The sequence below is a fragment of the Bacillus altaicus genome (assembly GCF_042136375.2).
Taxonomy (GTDB): domain Bacteria; phylum Bacillota; class Bacilli; order Bacillales; family Bacillaceae_G; genus Bacillus_A; species Bacillus_A cereus_U.
Genome location: NZ_CM143394.1, coordinates 3,825,908 through 3,848,019, shown reverse-complemented (window position 1 = coordinate 3,848,019; position 22,112 = coordinate 3,825,908). Strand labels below are relative to the sequence as shown.

Genomic DNA, 22,112 nt, shown 5'->3' with positions numbered 1-22,112 from the left:
GAAGAAAATCCCCTTGAACAAGTTAAGGGGATTTTTTTATTCTTTTAAACTAATCGCAAAAGATCCATCTGTCTCCTGAACAGAAGCGAAGGCCACATTTTTAATATTTGTAACGCCTTTCTCCATTAACTCTGCATGTAACCACTTTTCATTTTTATGGATTAATTTTAAGTTATCGTATTGAATTTGTGAATCAACGATAAGAGCGATTGGTAACCCTGCATACTTAACATCTATATTCATATCTTTTGGAGTCAATGGTACGAGTTCTCTCTTTGGCAAAATACTTATAGATCCATTTGATTCTAAAATTGCATATTCAATTTCATGAACACTTGGATATCCTGCTACTCGGAGGTTTGAGAGTAATTCGGCAATCGGGTATCTACTTTTCTTTAAGTTCTCAAAAATAATATCCCCATGTTTTATTAAAATAATGGGATGCCCAAGAATAAAGCGATTTAATTTATTGAATAAGCTTAGTTTTGTAAGAAGTAGATGTAAGCATGTAATGGTAACCATGCCGAAAAATGCTTGTAAAGCACCGTCAACTGGTATTGCTTGAAAGGCTAAATAAGATAAAAAAATAATAGCGCCAAAATCATGAGGGGTTAGTTGTGCTAGCGCGGATTTCCCCAATAACTTAAGTGACATTAAAAATAAAATAAAAAAGAACGATACATTACATAAAAAAACGAGCAATATGTACACTCCTTCGTGCGAAGTTGTACTTACTATTCCCAAAGATATGATTAATATTACTTTAGAGGGGAATTTATGCTGAATTGGAATTTATCTGTATACAAACGAATAAATGGATATTATCATGAAGGAAGTAAAGGAAATAGGAGTATATGAATATGAGAAAGAAGAAAATAATTAAGTACATTTTAGTTGTTATAATGATTTGCGCCGTGTATGCGGGGTTTTTACAATATAACATCTATAAGCATGGGCATATGAATGCAATTGACGATGCGGATTATATAATTGTACTAGGCTCGAAAGTAAATGGGACGAAACCATCTTACTCATTGCAATATCGTATTGATAAAGCAGCTGAGTATTTAAAATCACATGATAAAACAATTGCTATCGTATCTGGAGGCCAAGGAAAAGGTGAAGATATTACAGAAGCATTAGCGATGAAACAAGGATTAATGGAACAAAATATTGCAGAAGACCGCATTATAATGGAAGACCGTTCGACGAGCACAGATGAAAATATTAAATTTTCAAAACCTCTTATCCCGGAACATATGAAAAAAGGGATGATTGTAACGAACGATTTCCATATGTTCCGAGCAAAAAAGATTGCAGAAAAACAAGGAGTGACATTAGAAGGTCTTCCGGCGAAAACACCGAAGCCAATTGTTATTCAATCGAACGTTCGAGAATATTTAGCAATCACACAATATTGGTTATTAAATCGAATATAATGAAACTCAAACTAAAATCCACCTGGAATCAGGTGGGTTTTAGTTTGAGAAAAATCTTACAAAGATGTCATGTTCATGAAAGGTAAAGCGATAGTTTCTAAAGTGGTTTCCTGACATAATGAAGGTAACAAAAAACTTTAGAGGTGAATCGGATGAAAGGAAATAATATTTTATCTTCGCTATGTTACTTTAGTATCTTTTTTGCACCATTTTTACTGCCAATTATCGTGTACTTCGTTGCGGAAGATGAAGTGAAATATCACGCGAAAAAAGCATTTTGGTCACATATTTTCCCGTACGCAATCTTATTTGGCGGATTAGCTTTATCAGGGGTATACGGTTTAAGTTTCAATCAATCTGAGAGCGTTGGAATTGGAATGGTTATAACGTATGCAGTGTTTATTCTTGTAGGAATTTATTACTTCATTTGGAATATTGTCAAAGGAATTAAAGTTTTGAAAGCAGCTTAACAACAATTGCATAATAGCATATAAATCTTTCGTTATTTGTTGATAAGTCGATATCCTTTGTTGAAACGACCGATATAATTTCATATACCGTATTAATAGACATTAAAAAAGGAGTAATTCACAAAGAATTGCTCTTTTCGTGCTTATAAGTTGTGAATAATGAAAAAGATATGTTAATTTTTCATTATGAAGAGAAAAAAGGAGTGATTTTCATGAATGAGATGATACATAAAATGGAGCAACACGTTTCAGTTCGTAAATATAAAGAAGAACCAATTTCAAAAGAGATAGTAGAAAGAATGGTGCAAGCTGCTCAGCATGCGGCTTCCTCACATTTTGTACAGGCGTATTCTCTTATATATGTAACAGATCAAGAACTAAAGGCTAAACTAGCTGAATTATCCGGGAATCGTCACGTGAAAGACTGCGCAGCATTCTTTGTGTGCTGTGCGGATTTAAAACGTCTAGAAACTGCATGTGAGAAACATGGAACAGAAATTAAACATGAGGGAGTAGAGGACTTTATTGTAGCGACAGTAGATGCCTCATTATTTGCACAAAACTTAGCACTTGCAGCTGAATCATTAGGATACGGCATTTGTTATATTGGCGGAATTCGTAATAACCCGAAAGAAGTGAGTGAATTGCTTCATTTACCGGATAAAGTATATCCGGTATTCGGAATGACAGTTGGCGTACCAGATGAAGATCATGGAGTTAAGCCACGTTTACCGGTAGCGGCCATTCTTCATGAAAATGGATACGATGAAAAGAAATATGATGAATTATTAAACGAATATGATGAAACGATGAGTGCGTATTACAAAGAAAGATCGTCAAATCAAAAAAACGTAACATGGACGGAATCAATGAGCACATTTATGTCAAAAGAGAAGAGAATGCATATGAAAGAGTTTTTAAGTGAGAAAGGATTAAATAAAAAATGAGTAAAAGACAAACCTGAGATGTGGGTTTGTCTTTTTTTTGAGGAGAAATGTATTTTGTTTGCTATCATATATATAGAAATAAAAATTAATAAATTTTTACAAAAGTGATAGAAAATGAGAATGAAATGCCAATAGTAAGTAAAAGCAGCTGCTAAAGGGGAACTGAGGAAGGATGATGTTTATGATTTTCAATTCTGAAGAGGATTTAATTATAGCTATGAAAAAACGTGATCAAGATGCTTTGAAAGAAGTCATTGATCAATATGGAAAATTAATTTTATATATTATTCATAAATCATTAAGTACCCCTATTGAGAAACAATATGTGGATGATTGTTATAACGATGTATTTACTGTCATTTGGTTTAATATTGACCAATTTGATATAGAAAAGGGAAACTTAAAATCTTGGATGATTGGTATTACTAAATTAAAGGCATTGGAATATAAAAAGAAAGTATATAGAGAGAACAAAATGGATAAAGACGTAGAAATAGATAAAGGTATCCATGATAGTTATGAAATAGAACAAGAAGAAGAGATTATGGAAATAGTGCAAGATTTAAATAAAAAGGATCGATATATCTTTTTAAAGAGGTATATTGATGGATATTCCATTGACGATATTGCAAAAGAATTAAAAGTAACAGCGGATTATATATATAATGGAATTTCTCGAGGGAAGAAAAAACTTCAAAAACTGTGGAAGGGGAGTGTGTAATATGGATAAAAGACTATTATCGATGTTAAATGAGCTCCAATATTCAGAAGAAGAAATTACAAGTTTAGAGAAAGAAGCGAATGAGTCTATAAATATAGATAAGTATTATGTGAGAAATGGTGAACTGCTAAAAAAATTAACTTTACAAATGCTTGAAGAATCAATTCGCGAAGAGTTACAAGAAGATGAAGAAATTGAGAAGGAACTGTTAGTAGAAGAGGGATGCATGGTAAATACAAAAGTAATACCGAATATTTATACTGTAGGTGCAACTTTTTACTATTATATCGTTTTAACAAATAAAAGGTTGCTGATGAAAGGATTAGATTGTTATTTTAAAAAGGTAAATGAATACAGTATGTTAATAGAAGATATTCAAGCAATTTCACAACATAAAAAAATGAAAAACGTATACGGGATTAAATATAATAAAAAATATATACAATTTAGAAGTATAGAGCACGAACAGGAACTAGCTATGATTATTATGAAATTAAAACAGCATGGAGTAAAAGAAGAGAAATATAAAGATTTTGAGAAAGGCTGGATGATTTATTTCAATGTTCTTGTCATAGTAACATCCGGTCTTTTATTTTTAAAATATTTAATGTAAAAAGCGGCATAATAGCCGCTTTTTATGGTTTAGTTAGTATTCTATTGATGAACTTGTAGCTTTAAAATATTCTTCTCACGAAAGAATCATCAGTGGGATTACTAATTGTAAACTGACAATAAAGTTATTTAATTTAAAAACTTAAAACACGTATAACCCCGTTCTGATTTTAAGACGGGGTTAAAATAAATTTGTTTAATTTTTGATTTGAAATACTCCACTGCATTTAAAAATACAACAATAATTTCGTTTAAATCTATTTATTATTGCACAATTTAAAGCACCTTTTATCTTGAAAAACGTATTTATAATACATCCAAACTTTCAAGTAAAAGATAAATACCTGTACAACTCAAAAGGATATATGTAAATATTTTGAAAATCCGTTGATTAAGCCATTTGAAAATAATTTGGCCTATAAACAAACCTAGAAATACGATTGGAATTGCATAAAAACTTGATTCCCAAATTGTTTTGTTAGTGCCAGTAAAGAGTATTTGAGTTAGTAGACTAATGAAATATATAAATAGATAAAAAGCTAAAGTAGTTGCTCTCAACTTCTCTTTTTTCGTATCAGTTCCTGTAAAGTAAAGTAACAGGGGTGTTCCTGGCATACCGATACTGGTCGTTAAAAGCCCTGATAATCCACCAACTATAAAATCTCTAAATGGTGTTGATTTAACCTTAAAGTTGCATATTAGCATCAATGTTAATAGTAAGAGCAGGATGCTAATTGCTAATTTAAAAGCGGTTATATTAATGGAAATGAAGAGTAAAATACCAAAAGGCACACCAACTATACTTCCAATAGTTAACCTTTTCAGTAGAATAAAGTCAATGTCCATTCTTATTTTCCAAATGAGTGATATTGAAATAACTAATGATAAAATAATATTAATTTGTATAGCTTCTTGTGGTAAGAATAACATTAGTAAGAAAGGTGTTGCCATTATGGAAAAGCCAAAACCTGTACTTGTTTGCAAAACAGAAGCCACCAATATAATACATATGAAAATTAATGTAGTCCCCAAAATAGCCCCCTATTTAATCAAATTCAATAAATATTTTTTCACTATGAAAATCGAATTTAACTGATTCGAGCCTATAGATTAAGTGTAATACTTCACAATCTCACTTTTATTTTAACATAAATATTTAGTTTCTTCTCAAATAGTATTACTTACATTTTTAAACAATTTTATTGTTACTCAGCATTAATGAATGGTATCAAATAAAAATTAGCGAGGAGCTATTGATTATCAATAGGTTCTTCACTAAGTTCCCCACGATAAAACAAGAAAAGCCATATAAAACTAACAAAAATACAGCATATAGCTAACAAGCTACCAATCACTTGAGGAGAAAGGATTTCTAAAAACCATCCTGTAATAAACATAGATAACTGAATAAGCGATCCGTAGATGGAATAATGAAATGAAAAAACTTTACCAATCATGTTTTCTTGCGTATACGTTTGTAGTAATGTCGTATCAAGTGGAACGATGATTCCTCCTGCTATACGCATACAGAGTAATGTAATGATACCGATAATAAGTTGATCGGATAGAATGAATCCGAGAAAGAAAATTCCTTGTAGTAAATAGGCCCAACCAAATGCTCTTTTCATTTTGTCTTCATTTTTAGACATATAAAGATTAACGAAGAGACTGCCAATCATAAGTCCAGCCCCTTGAACCGCATATAAAATACCAATGTTAGTGTGGAAGATTCTTTCGGCATAGATTGTTAGAAGTAACTGATAGGCACCTCCAATAATGCCCCATGAAATGCCGACAAGAATTAATGTTAAAATAATTTTGCTTTGTAATATGTATGTATAACCATCTTTTATATCAGTGAAAAACGCTTTTTTCTTGCTAAAAGTGTCACGAGAAGGGATCTTTATTTTATAAATAATATAGGCTGAAATAAAGTATGATAGGCTATTAATAAAAAAGGCAATCTCGATACTTAAAGATTGTGCAATGAGCCCACCTAAAGAAGCTCCCATAATAGACATAAAACCATTGATTGTACTAGAAAGAGAGTTAGCGGTTACGAAATGCTTTTGATGTACGATATTTTTTAGAGTTGATTGCTTAGCAGGCTCGAATAAGCAAGAGAGTACTGATAAGCATATATTAGAAACGAAAATAATTTCAATTTTGTAGAATGCTAATAAATAAGTGAGGACGATAATTCCTCGTAAACTATCGGTAAAAATCATAATTTTCTTTTTTGAAAAACGGTCTACAATTCCGCCTATGAATGGGCTCAGAAGAAGTTGAGGTAACCCTTTGCTCATAAAGGTGAGTGCTAACATAAATGAAGATTCTGTTATGCTATAGACGAGTGTTAATAAAGCGACAGTATGAAACCAATCCCCAAGTACACTTAATGTTTGACCATAAAATAGTTTTTTAAAGTTTTTATTTGTTCTAAGAAGTGTGGAATAAGAAACTGATTGCACTGACATAAAAATTAATCCCTATCTATTGGCGATGTTTGTACATGCTTTTTCCATTCACTTAAATACATTTTCTCTGCTTTAGGTAGTCCAACAGGTAATTGTGCAATGAATTCTAAACTATTTCCATCAGGATCGTTAAAATATACGGAGGCGTGTGCTAATTCTGGAAAAACGATTGGCTCAATTGGCTCCATTCCAAAGTCTTTTCGCGCTGGAATTCCTTTCTGTTTGAGCCAGTGTATTGCGTTTTCTAAATCGTGTAAGCTTACTTGGAAAGCGATATGTCGTAAGGATGGATGATAATTGACTTTGTATTCTTTTCCTTCCCAAAGACCAATCCAACTTTCATTTTCTACAATCCAAAAGAAGGCGATATCGTTGTCTCTTTTATATAATTTTAACCCCAGTGATTCATAAAAAGGTATCGAAATTTCTAAATTACAGACAGGTAAATGTGCCTCATAAAGACCTTTAATCATTATAATCCTCCTTAGTAAAAATGTTTCTTATTCCATAGTAAACGATTTCTTGTTAGTTGAAATCACAAAAAAGATGGACATAAATTCATACGAAAGTATGAAAAAACAGCTCAAATATGAGCTGTTTTCGTATAGTTTTTAGTTAACATATTTCATTCATTTAGAGTTTAGCGAAAAGGATACGTATTATATTTAAAACCCTCCGCCGCCACCCCAACAGCTACATCCGATAATGATTAGAAGGATGAATAGCACGATGAGTAAAGCAAATCCACCGCCGAAACCAGCGCAACTACCACCAAAGCTCATGTTTTTTCCTCCTTTTTAGGAAATTAATCTATATAACTAATGGATTACTTTATAAGATATGTTTTTATTTAGAAAAGGAGCAAGTCTTACTTCTAATTAGACAAGAGCCTGTGATCGGATTTAAATGTGATATTTACTTTGTTTCATAGCGCTTTTTTAAAAATGGTAAAACAATATGGAAGTGTATACTAGGTGAATGTATTGCAAATGAAAGGGGTATGTAACTTACAATTACATTAAAATTTCTTTTCATAAATATAAAATTTGTAAAAAAAGCCATTTTTTTATTTTTTTATGAGTGGAAATGTACTATAATTTTACAAGTAATATTATGGGAAAAGGGAGTTTTAGTATAGAGATGGAGATGGGACAATTACACAATAAAATAGAACACAAAAAGAAAGAGTTAATTCAACTTGTTGCTAGGCATGGATTAGATCATGATAAAGTTTTGTTATTTAGTCGAGATTTAGATATAATAATTAATAAGTTTATGAATATAAAAGACAAAGTATGTAAGTGATTAATCTTTAATTTTTTATATTAGGGTTATTTACTGATCAAGGAGAGAACAGTTATTGGAACATTTACAAGAAGAGTTGTATAAACAAATAAAAGAAGAAAAAGGTGCAGTTACTATATTTCTAAAGAGCGGAGTAAGAATAGTAGGGGAAGTAGTTGGAGTAGATAGATTTACAGTATTAATATTAGTAGATGGAAAACAACAACTTATTTATAAGCAGGCAATATCAACAATTATGAAATAAGACACTCATTTTGAGTGTCTTATTTCATAATTAAATGGTTACTGTTTGCATGCTTCAACGTCAATGCCGGCAGCGAGTAATTTTTTTTCTCCGTCTTGTTCAATGATTTTTTGTAATTTAGATAAGAAAGAGTCAAAATCTGTATGTTTACCAACTTGGAAAGTCATTTTATGCTCAATTGGTAACCAAGTATCAATATCAGCTTCGTTATGCTGAATTTTCACTTCAAGTTTATCAAGTGCGTTAGCAACTTTTGCTTCATACGTTTCTTTCGCTTCGAACTCCATCCATAAATCGTATAATTCCACGCCGAGAGGACCTTCTAGTGTACGTTTAATATTTAAAATGGCCTCTAGCTCATTTTTCTGTTTTTGTAATTGTAATTCACGGCTATTCATCGTATCAAAGGCAGGAATATCACCAGCTTCTGCTTCGACAAGGTCATGAATAATAACCATTTTAAGTAATTTTTCTATATTTACTTTTTGATCCAAATAAGGCTCAACTAAGATAGCCATTAGGGACATACGCCACGTATGTTCAGCAACACTTTCTTGACGTCCGTTAGAAAGCCAACTATGTCGCATTTCATATTTTAGTTTTTCTGCTAATGCAATGACTTGTAAAATGTTATGTTCCATCGTGATCCTCCTCATATTTCCATACTATAATTCTAATATAGAAATGAAATGTGTCAATTTAATGAGTATATTGCGATAAATAGATGATACGCGTATAATGATTGTTATATGTGAAAACGCATTATTAAAATAAAAAAATGTTTTACGAAAACGAAAAAGGAAGGGCAGGAATATGGGAGACGAAAATCAAGGATTAGCTAGACCGCAAAGGAAAAAAAGGAAGTTTGATATTTCTAGCCCCTTTGGCATTGTAGTAGGTTTCGTTATTTTAATTGCAGCGATCATGCTTGGCGGTGGTGGAATAAAAGCTTTTAAAAATTTCTTAGATGTTTCATCTATTTTGATCGTTATAGGGGGAACAACAGCGACAATTATTGTGGCATATAGATTTGGAGAAATAAAAAAATATACGAAAAGTATTTTTACTGTTTTACATAGAAGAGAGGAAAATCTAGAACAGTTAACGGATTTGTTCGTTGATTTTTCAAAGAAGTCTAAAAAACATGGTTTACTCTCGTTAGAAGTTGATGGAGAGCAAGTAGACAATCCTTTTATTCAAAAGGGGATTCGTTTAATGTTAAGTGGATATGATGAAGCAGAATTAAAAGAAGTATTAATGAGAGATGTTGAAACAGAAGTATATGAGTTAAGAAAAGGAGCAACATTATTAGATAAGATTGGTGATTTCGCTCCAGCGTGGGGTATGATAGGAACTTTAATTGGTCTTATTATTATGCTCCAAAACTTGCAAGATACATCGCAAATTGGTACAGGAATGGCAGTTGCTATGTTGACGACATTGTATGGATCTGTTATTGCAAACATGATTGCAATACCGTTATCTGAAAAAGTGTATCGTGGCATTGAAGATTTGTATACAGAGAAGAAGTTTGTAATAGAAGCAATCACAGAGCTTTACCGAGGACAAATTCCTTCTAAGTTAAAGTTAAAACTTGATACATACGTATATGAAACGAAGATAAAAAAAGAAAAACGAGCAGCCTAATATTTCAAGGAGTGGTATGGTGATGATAAAACGACCGCAAAAAGGATCGCCTCGTTGGATGACGACTTTTACTGATTTAACGATGTTGTTATTGACTTTTTTTGTACTATTAGTTGCTACATCAAAACAAGATACAGTAAAATTATCGAAGATGCTTGAAAAGTTTAGTGATGCAGAACAAGTGGATGCGAAAGTAATGGAAGGTACAATACCAGATATTTCACATGAAAAAAATGATGAAAAAGCAGTTTCAAAAAAACGAATGGATGAATTGTATAAAAAGTTAAAAGCATATGTAGATAATAATGGTGTTAGTCAAGTGAATGTATATCGAGAAGATACAGGTGTTAGTATCGTTATAGTAGATAACTTAATATTCGATACAGGTGATGCGAATGTTAAGCCGGAAGCAAAAGAAGTAATTAGTCAATTAGTAGGGTTCTTTCAATCGGTACCAAACCCAATTGTTGTAGAAGGACATACAGATAGTAGACCGATTCATAATGAAAAATTTCCTTCCAACTGGGAATTATCTTCAGCACGAGCAGCTAATATGATTCACCACTTAATTGAAGTGTATAATGTAGATGATAAACGATTAGCAGCGGTAGGATATGCGGACACAAAACCAGTAGCATCAAATGATTCACCGCAAAATTGGGAGAAAAACCGGCGCGTTGTAATATATATTAAAGAATAATATATTTCCATTTTATTAATAAAATAATAAAAATACAGAAATTCTTTTAAAAAAATATTAAATTTTCTCGTTTTATTTTGTATAATGAGTGAGAATGATAAGATGAAATATTAAGATATATTTATACATAAAAGGAGAGAACCGAAAAGAATGGCACATAAAATTTTAGTTGTAGACGATGCGATGTTTATGCGAACAATGATTAAAAACTTATTAAAAAGTAATTCTGAATTTGAAGTTATCGGTGAAGCAGAGAATGGGGTAGAAGCGATTCAAAAGTATAAAGAACTTCAACCTGATATTGTAACACTAGATATTACTATGCCAGAAATGGACGGACTTGAAGCATTAAAAGAAATTATGAAAATTGATTCGAGTGCAAAGGTTGTTATTTGTTCTGCAATGGGACAACAAGGTATGGTATTAGATGCAATTAAAGGCGGGGCAAAAGACTTTATTGTAAAACCATTCCAAGCCGATCGTGTTATCGAAGCTTTAACAAAAGTAGCAAATAGCTAATATAGAAGGGGTGCCACAAAGAATCAAATCAATGATAGCGGATAGACGTGTGGCCCCCTTTTTTCTCGTTATAAAACACTAAATTGTTATACATAAATGAAATGTTTGTTAGACAGGTAGGGGATTAAAATGCAAACAGATCTATTAAATATATTTTTTGAAGAAGCAGAAGAACATTTACAGTCGCTAAATGAAAATGTGCTAAATTTAGAACAGAATCCTGCCGATATGGGTGTTGTAGGGGAAATATTCCGCTCAGCTCATACATTTAAAGGTATGTCTGCGAGTATGGAATTTGCGGAAATGGCAGATTTAACTCATAAGATGGAAAATGTTTTAGACGAAATCCGTCATGGAAATATGATGGTGAATGCTAATATTATTGATGTTATTTTTGAGTGCATTGATAATTTAGAAAAGATGGTTACAGATGTGCAGCAGGGCGGAATGGGTAATATTGATGTTGTATCTACAAAGCATAAATTAGAAGCATTATTAAATGGGAATGTAGAAGCTTCTATGGAACAAGTAGAGCAAAGTAGTATAAACAATGATGATACAGTTTCACATGAAGTATATATAACCGTCGAACAACAAGCCATTTTAAAAGCAGTACGTGCCATTATGTGTATTGAAGCATTACAAAATGTAGGGGATATACAAAAAACGGTTCCAAGCATTGAAGAAATCGAAGCGGATGCTTTTGGATTTGAGTTTACAGTATATATGGATACTGATCGTAGTGTTGAAGAATTGAAACAGGTGGTGCTTCACGTTTCTGAAATTGAGAAAGTAGAAGTGAAGCAAGGAAATATAGCTGAAGAAGGAATCGTACAATCTATTGCAGCAACGCAGCTGGATCCATCTCTAGAGGCACGAACTCCAACAGCTAGTACTACACCGGCTAAAAGTAATACAAAAACGAAAAATGCTAAAGTAGAGAATCGTTCTATTCGTGTTCAGTTAGAAAAAATCGAAAGATTAATGAATATGTTTGAAGAAAGTGTAATTGAGCGTGGACGAATTGATGAATTAGCAGAAACGATTCAAAATAAAGAATTAATCGAGCATTTAAATCGATTAGGGGATATTTCAAAAGATATCCAAAATGTATTATTAAATATGCGTATGGTACCGATTGAAACGGTCTTCAATCGTTTTCCGCGTATGGTACGTATGTTAGCGAAAGATTTAGGTAAAAAAATCGATTTACAAATTAAAGGTGAAGATACTGAAGTTGATAAAATTGTTATTGACGAAATTGGTGATCCACTCGTTCATTTAATTCGTAATGCAATTGATCATGGTATTGAAACTGTCGAAAACCGACGTGATGCCGGGAAAAATGAGACAGGTACTATTAAATTAGAGGCGTTTCATAGTGGAAATCATGTCGTAATTCAAATTACTGATGATGGAAATGGTATTCATAAAGGAAAAGTATTAGAAAAAGCGATAAAAAATGGTGTTGTAACGGAATCAGAGGCAAATAAATTAACGGATCGTGAAGTGTTTGATCTTATCTTCCAACCGGGATTTAGTACAGCGGAAGTTGTATCTGACCTTTCTGGACGTGGGGTTGGATTAGATGTTGTTAAACATACGATTCATAGTTTAGGTGGGCATTTAATTATTGATTCTGAAGAAGGAAAAGGAAGTACATTCAGAATTGAACTTCCTTTAACATTGTCTATTATTCAATCAATGCTTGTTCAAACAAATGATAAGCGTTATGCCTTGCCTCTTGGCAATATTGCTGAAGCCATTCGAATTAAGAAAGAAGACATACAATCGTTACAAGGGAAAGACGTTTTAAACTATCGCAATCAAATTATTGAAGTGAAACATTTAAGTACTGTATTTGGTGAAAAAACAGTAGATGAGGCGTTCGCATCATATGATAGTCAAATGGTTCCTGTGTTAATTGTTCGTAATACACATCGTAGCTATGGACTTATCGTAAACACAATTATCGGTCAAAGAGAAATAGTTTTAAAGTCATTAGGTGATTTCTTTGCAGAGAGCTCTAACTATTTCTCTGGTGCGACAATTCTCGGTGATGGACGAGTGGTCCTCATTTTAAACCCAGAAGGTTTATAATAGGAATGAAGGAAGCTCCCCACTTGTATACAATTGGGGAGCTTTTTGGGTAGAACTAATAATATAAGTATATGAAAACCGTCGTTTACACATATTGTGGAAATAAATACATGTTCACAATTCGGATGATAAGTTTGGTAAAATATAACGAGTGTAATAGAGAGTTTAAATCATTTGATAGAAAAACAAAAATGAGGAGGCAGGAAAAATGCCTGAGCAACACACAAAAGGGGATACTGGCACAATTGTGCTAGAAAAAGAAAATGAACATTTAACGCCTCAAGAATGCGATATTCTTGGCGAGATTGCTAATATATCATTTGGTTCAGCTTCGACTGTATTATCAACAATTTTAAATAGGCAAGTAAGTATTACTGCTCCTCAAGTAGAATTGGTAGATTTATATGATACAAGTGATGTTGAAATCCCACATGTTGTATTAAATATCCATTTCACAAAAGGATTAGATATGGAAAATCTTCTTGTCTTAAAGCAAGATGTTGCTTTATCTATTGCTGATTTAATGATGATGGGAACAGGTGAAGTTGAAGAGGGAAAAGAGCTTGGTGAATTAGAGCTAAGTGCAGTACAAGAAGCTATGAATCAAATGATGGGATTCGCAGCAACATCTATGTCAGAATTCTTCCAAGATACGGTAGACATGTCTCCGCCAACAATTAAAGTTGTGCAACTTACAGAAGAGATGGAGAAGATTTCTGGTATTAATGGGAATAATATGGTTGTTAAAGTATCGTTTGAATTAAAAATAGATAATCTTGTGAATTCTCAGCTTGTACAGGTTGTTTCAGTTGAACATGCGAAGCGAATGATAAATAAATTGTTACAATTATCTGGTGGTGTGGAAGAAGAGATAGATGAGCCGGCGGAAGTGCAGGAAACTGAGATTGTAGAAGAGCATGTAGAAAAAGAGCAATTAACACAAGAAGAGAAAGATGTGCTTGGTGAAATTGCGAATATTTCAATCGGTTCGGCTTCAACAGTACTATCGACGCTTTTAAATCAGCCGGTCACTATTAGTACACCAAATGTAGAGGCGATTAATGTTCGTCATTATGAAGGAGTACCGGTTCCGTTTGTTATTTTAAATGTCGATTTTGTTGAAGGACTAAAAAATGAGAATGTATTCGTATTTACGAAAGATGTTGCTTTAACAATGGTAGATTTAATGATGATGGGAACGGGTGAAATTGATCCGGAGAAAGAGCTAAGTGAATTAGAGTTAAGTGGCATTAAAGAAATTATGAACCAAATGATGGGGCATGCTGCAACAGCGATGTCAGAAATGTTTAAAGAAAAAATGGATATGACACCACCAGACGTTAAATTTGTTTCTTTAAAAGAAGAAATGGAATATTTGGGAGAGTCGATGGCAGTTGACGAACTCGTTCAAATTACTTTTAATCTTGAAATTGGTGATCTCCTTCAATCAAAGATGTATCAAATACTACCGATATCAGAAGCGAAAGAAATGGTTAGAAGACTTCTATATCCGATGGTGGAAGAGCAAGAAGAAATAGTTGAGGAAGTTGTTGAAGAGGAAGAAATTCATGCACCAGTCGTACAGCCAATTGAATATAAAGAAGTCAAGCAAGTTGAGCCAGTATATATGGATGCATCTATTCTACAAAATGTAGAAATGAATGTTAAATTTGTATTTGGAAGTACAGTGAGAACAATTCAAGATATTTTAAGTCTACAAGAAAATGAAGCGGTCGTACTTGATGAAGATATTGATGAACCGATTCAAATTTATGTGAACGATGTATTAGTGGCGTATGGAGAACTTGTAAATGTAGATGGATTTTTCGGAGTAAAAGTGACGAAATCGCTATAAGGCGTCAAAATAGGAGTTTGAACAAATAGATGAAAAACGTAAAGTTTTTTCTAGTTAGTTGGCTATTCTTACATATATGTATATTTTTACCATTACAAGGGAAGGCAGAAGAAAAAAGTGTACAAGATCAAAATATAAGCGAAGTGAATGACCAAGAGGGAAAAAATAAAGAAGTTCAGGAACAGCCGGAACAAGTGGAAATGCCCTCGGTTGAAGATGAAAAAAAAGCAGTAGAAAATGAGCAAGGGAAAGAACAAAAAGAAGAAAGAACGATAGAAACAGACCGAGGGGTTATTACAGTTAATAAGCAGGAGCTAAAGGTTGGCGAAGAAGTGTGGATTGCTGTAGAACCAAATGAAAAAAACATTCAAAGTGTAAAAGGCATATTACAATTACAAAAAAATGGTGAGCAGTACAGACAAGAGAGAATAATATCTTTTGAGTATGAAGAAGAAACGAAGCGATGGATCGCTAATTATAAGGCCGGAATATATGATTTACAAGGTGATTGGAACCTTAGGCTCGTTGAAAGCTATAAAGAAGATGAGAAGGAAGAAGTAATAGAGAACGAATTAAATGTCCCGCTCATTCGTATAAACAATGAAGCACCAACTATAGATAAAGAATTGCCGAAGTTAGAGAAAGTTAGTATTGATGAGGCAAAAGGGAACTTAATTGAACGGAAAAAGGGAGAATCCGTTCATATACGAGTACAAACGGTAGATATAGAATCGGTTGTTAAAGAAGTGCGCGTTATATTAAAAGGAAAAGAAGACGGTAACGATATTACTTTTTTATTAGACTATAATAAACACGACATGGATTGGCAGAAAATATTTGAAATAACAGAAGCTTTACCTGTTGGGCCGCATCAACTTATTGTGGAAGTAACAGATGGGGCAGGTAACAAACTTGTGACAGAGAGTGAATATATCGTTTCTATCATCGAACAAAAAGTGAAAGATGATGAAAAGATAGAAGAGCAAGAGAATCAAATTGAAGTAGAAGATAAGAAAGAAATTGAGAAGCAGGAAGATCCGAAAATAGAGATTTCGCTTCCAGAAGAAAAACTTCCAGTTGTTCAAATTCCAAAGCAAGAAGAGAAAGTGAACTCTTATATAAAAGAGCCGTTGAAAGAAAAAGAGGAAATCAACTACGTTATAAAAGAGTCGTTAACAGACAACAAGGAAGTAAATAATGTGAAGGTTCATAAAGAGAAAAAAAGCGGAAATGACAATCAAGTCGTTTCTAAAAAGAAAGAGAAAATAGAAGAACAACAAGAAAAGAAAGAGGAAAAAAGTGAGCAGGGAGTACAGGCTTCTAATGTGTTTGCTGTTATGTCAGGATTATTTGTACTGTTTTTAGTTTTAAAGAGTAATAAAGAATGGGGCTAATAATTTGATAGTAGTGGAGGCGCTTAAATGGAAATTAAACGTACGACAATTCAAAATAAGACGCTACAACCATTAAAACAGCCTGCAGCTATTTCAGAACATGAAATTCAGAAAGAACGAAAGCGGAGTAACCTTGTGTTTACTGGGCAGCCCAAAATCATTTCGAAAAACAATGAAATAGGGATTTTGCTTGCAAATTTAGGTGATGGAAAGATTGTAAAAGAAATGCTTTCTAAGGAAATGGATACGGTGTTGCAGTTGTTTTCAAAGTTACATATGTTGTCCGAGGAAGGAAAGCAATCGGAAAAAATATATGAACAAATTGTTAGAAGTTTACAAGGGATTATTAAGCAAGCGTATATAAAAGATATTCCGTTACTCGATGGGACGTATGATTTCGCTGAAGTACAGCTTTCATTCGGGCGAAAAGTACATATTCCTTTACTTGACGTAAGTGCTCTCATTTCTAGAGTGGAAAGTGATTCTTCAGAAGGAAATATAAATTTAATGATAACGGTTATTACAGCTTACATGACGAAATTGTCTAATGAAACAATCTTAATTAGCGGTACAGATCGTATTTCTAAAGAACGTGATGTGAGCGTGTGGAGAGCACTTGCAGAAATGAATATGACGCAATTATCTCATGCGTTGAAACATACGATTCAAGAGCATAAATGGTCTGTTACGGCTCTATTTCTCTTCATGTGGGTTATAGGTATCATATTGATTCGTATTATATAATAAAAAAAGGTCGTCATTTCAATTATGACGACCTTTTTTTATACTTTTTCGTAAAAGAATGTATCAAAGCGCTGAAGATTGTAGCGTTCAGGTGTTAAAATTTGTTCAGTGCTACCAACGAATAGTACGCCGCCCTTTCGTAATGAACGACTAAACTTTTCATAGAGCTTTACTCTTGCTTCTTCTGTAAAGTAAATCATTACATTACGACAAATGATTAAATCGTAATTTGTATCGAATGACTGCATTAATAAATCATGTTGTTTGAATGTGACTTGTTGTTTAATGTTTTGGTGCAATATATATGTATCATCTTCTTTTGTGAAATGACGCTGTTTCAAATCATTAGGTAATTCTTTTAAAGAGCGTTCTGTATATTGACCGCGTTTTGCTGTTTCTAAAATATGGTAATCGAGATCTGTTGCTTGGATTTCAAAGCGAAATGGAGTTAGATGCTTCGATAAGATTAAAGAGAGTGTATACGGCTCTTCACCAGCAGCACAAGCGGCACTCCACACTTTTAATTTACCATTATTTTGTTCAAGTAGCTTTGGTAGAGCTTTCGTCTCTAACGTTTGCCAGCGATCTTTATTTCTGAAAAATTCTGATACGTTAATTGTAATATAGTCAATAAAACTTAAAAATAACGTTTGATCAGTACGTAAATGATCTGAAAAGTTTGTGTAATTTTCAAAACCTTTTCTCGAAATGAAAGCATCGATTCTTCGGCGCATTCTATCTTGTTTATAGGAAGCAATATCCATATTAAATTGTTGTTTAAAACTCGTGATAAAATAATCATAATCTTGTTCAGTTTTCATATTTACAATAGGCACAATAACGATATTGTGCCTCCCCCTTTACATCATACGAATTTTTTGTTCAAAGCTTTTTTTCATCTGCTTTTCATGTAAGCCTGGTAAATCATAAATAACAGCATCAATTCCTGCTTCTTTTGCAACGTCAACGGGAATGACAGACGTATGTTTATCTCCGTTATAAAAACAGAGAACTAAATCGGTATCTTCGACAATTTGCTTTACAAAAAACATATAATCTGATCGATAAATGGAGTCGGAAGGATGATCAAAAGCAATATACTCGGCTCCGTGTTTTTTTAAGTAATCAACGACTTCTTGAAATTCGTCTGTTAATACTTGTAACGGTTGTAGTGTGTAAAGACATAAATTTTGAGCAAGTCTTTCGTTTTCAATGAAGAAACGAAGAACCTCATTTTCAATAGATTTATAACATAATATGTAAATTTTATGTTTGTGAGCATAGTCAATTAAAAATTTTTTTATTTCTTCCTGATCTAATGCTGTTAATTGATTTGAACCACAAAGAAAAATATTCATAGATTTGTGCCACCTCATGCTAAATTGTAACATATCTTCTATAAAAAATAACTGCAAAATATCATTGTACAGAGTATAATTATAAATAACTAGATTTTACGATTAAGTTTAGAAGGAAATAAAAAAATAAATAGGTGATATATATGCTGCGTTCTATCTCGCATAATCCAATTTTATCGCATATACCGCCTGCTACTCAAATGCCGAAAGAAGCAAATGTCAGGACAGGACTTGCTTTTTCGGATAATTTGCATGCGGATCCGAAAAACGATAAATTGTTAGAACAAATGGAAGCACTTGTTGATAACATTGGAGAAATTAAAGAGAAAATTGAACTAGAGTTAACGCTCGATAATGTAATGGAATACAAAAATACTGTAAAATCATTTTTGAATTTTTACGTTGATAACGTATTGCAGTATAAAGATGTTATGTCTCGTCATCCGCGTTACGGATATTCGCAGAAAATGACGATCGTAAAACAAGCTGAAATGGGATTAACTGAGTTAGAAGATGTTATGAATTTAATTAATACGAAAACAGGGCATTTAGAAATGTTAAATCAAATTGGAGAAATTCATGGTTTGATTGTAAATTTAGTCTTGTAAAGGAAAGGAAGCTATATGTACATACAATTATATGAAAAGCTCGTTATTATTCAAAAGGCATATGAAAATATTCAAACGCTTGGGGAACAAATATATGAGAATTTAAAAAATAAAAATGTAAATGCAGTTCAAAAGTTGCAAGTAGAGCAATTGCAGTACATAGAAGGTGTTAAAGGATTATCGCGATCTTTTGAGGAAATGGTTGTTCAGCTTTGTAAAGAAAAACAAGTTGAACCGTTGCGTATGCGTTCGCTATTTTCGTATTTTTCACAGGAAGAAAATGAAAAAATGGAAGAATTACAAAAAAGTTTAAATGAATTAGAAGAAAATGTAAAAATGATTCTTTTGAAAAATCAATATTACTTAAACGTACTATTAAAAACTACAGAAAGTATTGTGGATTCCGTTTCTGAATACAATTTGGAGAAAAACAATAATTCGCAAATCTTTATGAATGAACTATTGTAAAGGAGAAGTGAAGCATTATGAGATTATCTGATTATAATACGCCGTTATCTGGTATGCTAGCGGCCCAAATGGGATTACAAACGACAAAACAAAACTTATCTAACATTCATACGCCGGGTTATGTTCGTCAAATGGTAAATTACGGATCTGTTGGAGCAAGTAACGGTCATACGCCTGAACAGAGAATCGGTTATGGTGTACAAACATTAGGAGTTGACCGTATTACAGATGAAGTGAAAACGAAGCAATTTAATGATCAGTTGTCACAGTTCTCTTACTACGCATATATGAATTCTACTTTATCACGAGTAGAGTCTATGGTAGGAACGACAGGGGAAAATTCATTATCTAGTTTAATGGATGGATTCTTCAATGCTTTTCGTGAAGTTGCAAAAAATCCAGAACAACCAAACTACTACGATACATTAGTTTCTGAAACTGGGAAGTTCACAAGTCAGATAAATCGTCTTGCGAAAAACTTAGATACAGCAGAAGCACAGACGACAGAAGATATTGAAGCACATGTGAATGAATTTAATCGTCTTGGTGCTAGTTTAGCAGAGGCGAATAAAAAAATTGGACAAGCGGGGACACAAGTACCTAATCAACTATTAGACGAACGTGATCGCATCGTTACAGAGATGTCTAAGTATGCCAATATTGAAGTATCTTATGAATCTATGAATCCTAATATCGCGAGTGTTAGAATGAATGGTGTTTTAACAGTAAATGGACAAGATACATATCCACTTCAATTAAATAAAGAAAAAGAACCAATGTCTGTTGCGATTTATGGATCGGATATTCCTTTAAATGGTGGAGCAATTCAATCAGCGATAGATACGAAAGCGAAGATTGCTAGTTATAAGAAAAACCTTGAAGAATTAATGAGTTCTGTAAAAGGTCAAGTGAATACAGTGATGGGAAAAGATTTCTTCGTTGGAGATCATGCGAAAGATATTCAGTTAAACCCTGAGTTCGCAAAAGATGTTTCGAAAATGAAAATCTCCGCTGAAACAGCAAATAAACTAGCAGGAATTACAGATGGAGATTATAAAGAAGGTCTTTCTTATAAACAAGCATTAGACCAATTTATAGTTGGTGTAGCTTCTGATAAAAGTGCAGTGAATGCTTATCAAAATATTCATAAAGATTTATTAGAAGGTATTCAACAAGAAAAAATGAGTATTGAAGGCGTAAATATGGAAGAAGAAATGGTTAATTTAATGGCTTTCCAAAAATATTTTGTCGCAAACTCTAAAGCTATTACGACGATGAATGAAGTGTTTGATAGTTTGTTTTCGATTATTAGATAATGCGAAGTAGAAACGAAGCCCCTTTTTCTTTTATGTTTAGAGAGAGGGTCCTGCGTTGGGTAGAGGCGGACAGTGCCTATTAGTGGACCGAGCGATGTGAGACCAGAGATATGAAATGGTTGAAGGGTAAGCTAGCTAAGAGGAAAGCCATGTTTAGTGAATGCATCGCCCTCGTGTTAAATAAAAATGACAAAGCTCTCTTTTATGAGGAAAGAGAGTATCCGTCGTAGTGTAGAAGCAGAGAGCCGTATATAGTTGTGGTTGCTTCCCCGCACCAATTCAAATATAGATAAAGGAGAAGGTAAAGATGAGAGTATCTACATTTCAAAATGCAAACTGGGCAAAGAATCAGATGATGGATTTGAATGTGCAACAGCAATATCATCGAAATCAAGTAACTTCTGGGAAGAAAAATCTTTTTATGAGTGAAGATCCACTTGCGGCAAGTAAATCATTTGCGATTCAGCATTCGTTAGCAAATATTGAACAAATGCAAAAAGATTTAGCAGATTCGAAAAATGTATTAACACAAACTGAAAATACATTACAAGGTGTTTTTAAATCTTTAACAAGAGCGGATCAATTAACATTACAAGCGCTAAATGGGACGAATAGTGAAAAAGAATTGAAGGCAATCGGTGCAGAGATTGATCAAATTTTAAAACAAGTTGTATATTTAGCGAATACGAAAGAGCAAGGCCGTTATATTTTCGGTGGGGATAGTGCTGAACAGGTTCCATTTACAGAAGATGGTACGTATCAAGGTGGAAAAAATGATGTGAACTGGCAGCTAAATGATGGTTATGATTTAAAAGCATTTCGTAACGGAGAAGAATTATTATCACCAGTTATAAAAACGTTAAAACAGATGAGTGAAGCGCTGAATAACGGTGATCAAAAAGCTTTGCAACCGTTATTGGGAGAAAATAAGAAAAACTTAGATAGCGTCATTAACGGTACAACTGAAGTTGGTTCAACTATGAACACGATGGAGACGTTTAAAACAATTTTAAGCGAGCAAAATTTAGCGCTTCAAGAAAATCGTAAAGAAATTGAAGATGTTGATTTAGCGGTAGCAATTTCTGACCTAGCGTATATTAATGCAACTTATGAAGCAACGCTTAAAGCAGTTAGTACGATGAGTAAAACGAGCATTTTAGATTACATGTAAATGATAAGGAGTGAAAA

Annotated in this window: 26 protein-coding genes; 18 read left to right on the top strand and 8 right to left on the bottom strand. The window is 33.0% G+C overall.

Annotated elements, in window-relative coordinates; translation table 11 throughout:
- Positions 1-36: 36 nt before the first annotated feature.
- Positions 37-702, bottom strand: coding sequence for a DUF421 domain-containing protein (locus ACE38F_RS19875; RefSeq protein WP_341036046.1), 666 nt, complete (start codon positions 700-702; stop codon positions 37-39).
- 158 nt (positions 703-860) lie between these two features.
- Between ACE38F_RS19875 and ACE38F_RS19870 the strand changes: the two genes are divergently transcribed.
- From ACE38F_RS19870 to ACE38F_RS19850, 5 genes are all read left to right on the top strand, one after another.
- Positions 861-1,439 (top strand): YdcF family protein, encoded by a 579-nt coding sequence (locus ACE38F_RS19870; protein ID WP_341036047.1) that lies wholly within the window; start codon positions 861-863, stop codon positions 1,437-1,439.
- A 152-nt stretch (positions 1,440-1,591) separates the two neighbouring features.
- Positions 1,592-1,909, top strand: a complete 318-nt coding sequence (locus tag ACE38F_RS19865) for a magnetosome magnetite crystal formation protein family (protein WP_002158508.1) — start codon at positions 1,592-1,594, stop codon at positions 1,907-1,909.
- 212 nt (positions 1,910-2,121) lie between these two features.
- Complete coding sequence (nfsA, locus tag ACE38F_RS19860; protein WP_215581202.1) at positions 2,122-2,856, top strand: oxygen-insensitive NADPH nitroreductase; 735 nt, start codon at positions 2,122-2,124, stop codon at positions 2,854-2,856.
- Positions 2,857-3,031: 175 nt separating this feature from the next.
- On the top strand, positions 3,032-3,577 hold the full coding sequence (locus ACE38F_RS19855; RefSeq protein WP_375369928.1) for a sigma-70 family RNA polymerase sigma factor: 546 nt from the start codon (positions 3,032-3,034) through the stop codon (positions 3,575-3,577).
- A 1-nt stretch (position 3,578) separates the two neighbouring features.
- On the top strand, positions 3,579-4,190 hold the full coding sequence (locus ACE38F_RS19850) for a flagellar motor switch protein FliG (protein WP_375369752.1): 612 nt from the start codon (positions 3,579-3,581) through the stop codon (positions 4,188-4,190).
- 305 nt (positions 4,191-4,495) lie between these two features.
- Here the strand turns inward: ACE38F_RS19850 and ACE38F_RS19845 are convergent, their stop codons facing one another.
- The 4 genes from ACE38F_RS19845 to ACE38F_RS19830 all read right to left on the bottom strand — a co-directional run bounded on the left by ACE38F_RS19845 (position 4,496) and on the right by ACE38F_RS19830 (position 7,448).
- A complete protein-coding gene (locus ACE38F_RS19845; protein ID WP_375369751.1) occupies positions 4,496-5,221 on the bottom strand; it encodes a sulfite exporter TauE/SafE family protein in 726 nt (241 codons plus the stop codon).
- Between the two features lie 218 nt (positions 5,222-5,439).
- Positions 5,440-6,666, bottom strand: coding sequence for an MFS transporter (locus tag ACE38F_RS19840; RefSeq protein ID WP_375369750.1), 1,227 nt, complete (start codon positions 6,664-6,666; stop codon positions 5,440-5,442).
- Positions 6,667-6,671: 5 nt separating this feature from the next.
- The gene (locus ACE38F_RS19835) at positions 6,672-7,139 is read right to left on the bottom strand and encodes a VOC family protein (protein WP_033730498.1); all 468 of its coding nucleotides are present in this window, start codon (positions 7,137-7,139) and stop codon (positions 6,672-6,674) included.
- Positions 7,140-7,331: 192 nt separating this feature from the next.
- Positions 7,332-7,448, bottom strand: a complete 117-nt coding sequence (locus ACE38F_RS19830) for a YjcZ family sporulation protein (protein ID WP_000007805.1) — start codon at positions 7,446-7,448, stop codon at positions 7,332-7,334.
- A 304-nt stretch (positions 7,449-7,752) separates the two neighbouring features.
- Here ACE38F_RS19830 and ACE38F_RS19825 point away from each other — a divergent pair, with 304 nt between their 5' ends.
- Positions 7,753-7,971: a Spo0E family sporulation regulatory protein-aspartic acid phosphatase gene (locus ACE38F_RS19825; RefSeq protein ID WP_375369749.1), complete on the top strand. Its 219-nt coding sequence runs from the start codon at positions 7,753-7,755 to the stop codon at positions 7,969-7,971.
- 55 nt (positions 7,972-8,026) lie between these two features.
- Positions 8,027-8,215 carry an RNA chaperone Hfq gene (gene hfq / locus ACE38F_RS19820; RefSeq protein WP_002012071.1) on the top strand — a complete coding sequence of 63 codons (189 nt, stop codon included), beginning with the start codon at positions 8,027-8,029 and terminating at the stop codon, positions 8,213-8,215.
- Between the two features lie 38 nt (positions 8,216-8,253).
- Here the strand turns inward: hfq and ACE38F_RS19815 are convergent, their stop codons facing one another.
- Positions 8,254-8,856: an HD domain-containing protein gene (locus ACE38F_RS19815; RefSeq protein WP_002012070.1), complete on the bottom strand. Its 603-nt coding sequence runs from the start codon at positions 8,854-8,856 to the stop codon at positions 8,254-8,256.
- A 172-nt stretch (positions 8,857-9,028) separates the two neighbouring features.
- On the opposite strand from ACE38F_RS19815, the gene ACE38F_RS19810 reads away from it, so the two are divergent.
- The 7 genes from ACE38F_RS19810 to ACE38F_RS19780 all read left to right on the top strand — a co-directional run bounded on the left by ACE38F_RS19810 (position 9,029) and on the right by ACE38F_RS19780 (position 17,174).
- Positions 9,029-9,862: a flagellar motor protein MotP gene (locus tag ACE38F_RS19810; RefSeq protein WP_002012069.1), complete on the top strand. Its 834-nt coding sequence runs from the start codon at positions 9,029-9,031 to the stop codon at positions 9,860-9,862.
- Between the two features lie 22 nt (positions 9,863-9,884).
- On the top strand, positions 9,885-10,562 hold the full coding sequence (locus tag ACE38F_RS19805) for an OmpA family protein (RefSeq protein WP_002012067.1): 678 nt from the start codon (positions 9,885-9,887) through the stop codon (positions 10,560-10,562).
- Between the two features lie 150 nt (positions 10,563-10,712).
- A complete protein-coding gene (locus ACE38F_RS19800) occupies positions 10,713-11,081 on the top strand; it encodes a response regulator (protein WP_000940577.1) in 369 nt (122 codons plus the stop codon).
- Positions 11,082-11,210: 129 nt separating this feature from the next.
- On the top strand, positions 11,211-13,181 hold the full coding sequence (locus ACE38F_RS19795) for a chemotaxis protein CheA (RefSeq protein WP_002012065.1): 1,971 nt from the start codon (positions 11,211-11,213) through the stop codon (positions 13,179-13,181).
- Positions 13,182-13,389: 208 nt separating this feature from the next.
- Complete coding sequence (locus ACE38F_RS19790) at positions 13,390-15,036, top strand: flagellar motor switch protein (RefSeq protein WP_375369748.1); 1,647 nt, start codon at positions 13,390-13,392, stop codon at positions 15,034-15,036.
- A gap of 29 nt (positions 15,037-15,065) precedes the next feature.
- Positions 15,066-16,430, top strand: a complete 1,365-nt coding sequence (locus tag ACE38F_RS19785) for a transglycosylase (protein WP_375369747.1) — start codon at positions 15,066-15,068, stop codon at positions 16,428-16,430.
- A gap of 27 nt (positions 16,431-16,457) precedes the next feature.
- On the top strand, positions 16,458-17,174 hold the full coding sequence (locus tag ACE38F_RS19780; protein ID WP_375369746.1) for a hypothetical protein: 717 nt from the start codon (positions 16,458-16,460) through the stop codon (positions 17,172-17,174).
- Positions 17,175-17,212: 38 nt separating this feature from the next.
- On the opposite strand, the gene ACE38F_RS19775 is transcribed toward ACE38F_RS19780, so the two are convergent.
- Complete coding sequence (locus ACE38F_RS19775) at positions 17,213-17,995, bottom strand: CheR family methyltransferase (RefSeq protein WP_375369745.1); 783 nt, start codon at positions 17,993-17,995, stop codon at positions 17,213-17,215.
- Between the two features lie 39 nt (positions 17,996-18,034).
- On the bottom strand, positions 18,035-18,532 hold the full coding sequence (locus ACE38F_RS19770; RefSeq protein WP_002030924.1) for a flagellar motor switch protein FliG: 498 nt from the start codon (positions 18,530-18,532) through the stop codon (positions 18,035-18,037).
- Positions 18,533-18,675: 143 nt separating this feature from the next.
- On the opposite strand from ACE38F_RS19770, the gene ACE38F_RS19765 reads away from it, so the two are divergent.
- The 4 genes from ACE38F_RS19765 to ACE38F_RS19750 all read left to right on the top strand — a co-directional run bounded on the left by ACE38F_RS19765 (position 18,676) and on the right by ACE38F_RS19750 (position 22,095).
- A complete protein-coding gene (locus tag ACE38F_RS19765) occupies positions 18,676-19,140 on the top strand; it encodes a YaaR family protein (protein ID WP_002141107.1) in 465 nt (154 codons plus the stop codon).
- Between the two features lie 15 nt (positions 19,141-19,155).
- Positions 19,156-19,608: a flagellar export chaperone FlgN gene (locus ACE38F_RS19760; protein ID WP_002064619.1), complete on the top strand. Its 453-nt coding sequence runs from the start codon at positions 19,156-19,158 to the stop codon at positions 19,606-19,608.
- Between the two features lie 17 nt (positions 19,609-19,625).
- On the top strand, positions 19,626-20,924 hold the full coding sequence (gene flgK, locus ACE38F_RS19755) for a flagellar hook-associated protein FlgK (RefSeq protein WP_375369744.1): 1,299 nt from the start codon (positions 19,626-19,628) through the stop codon (positions 20,922-20,924).
- A gap of 307 nt (positions 20,925-21,231) precedes the next feature.
- Positions 21,232-22,095, top strand: coding sequence for a flagellar hook-associated protein 3 (locus tag ACE38F_RS19750; protein WP_375369743.1), 864 nt, complete (start codon positions 21,232-21,234; stop codon positions 22,093-22,095).
- Positions 22,096-22,112 lie beyond the last annotated feature (17 nt).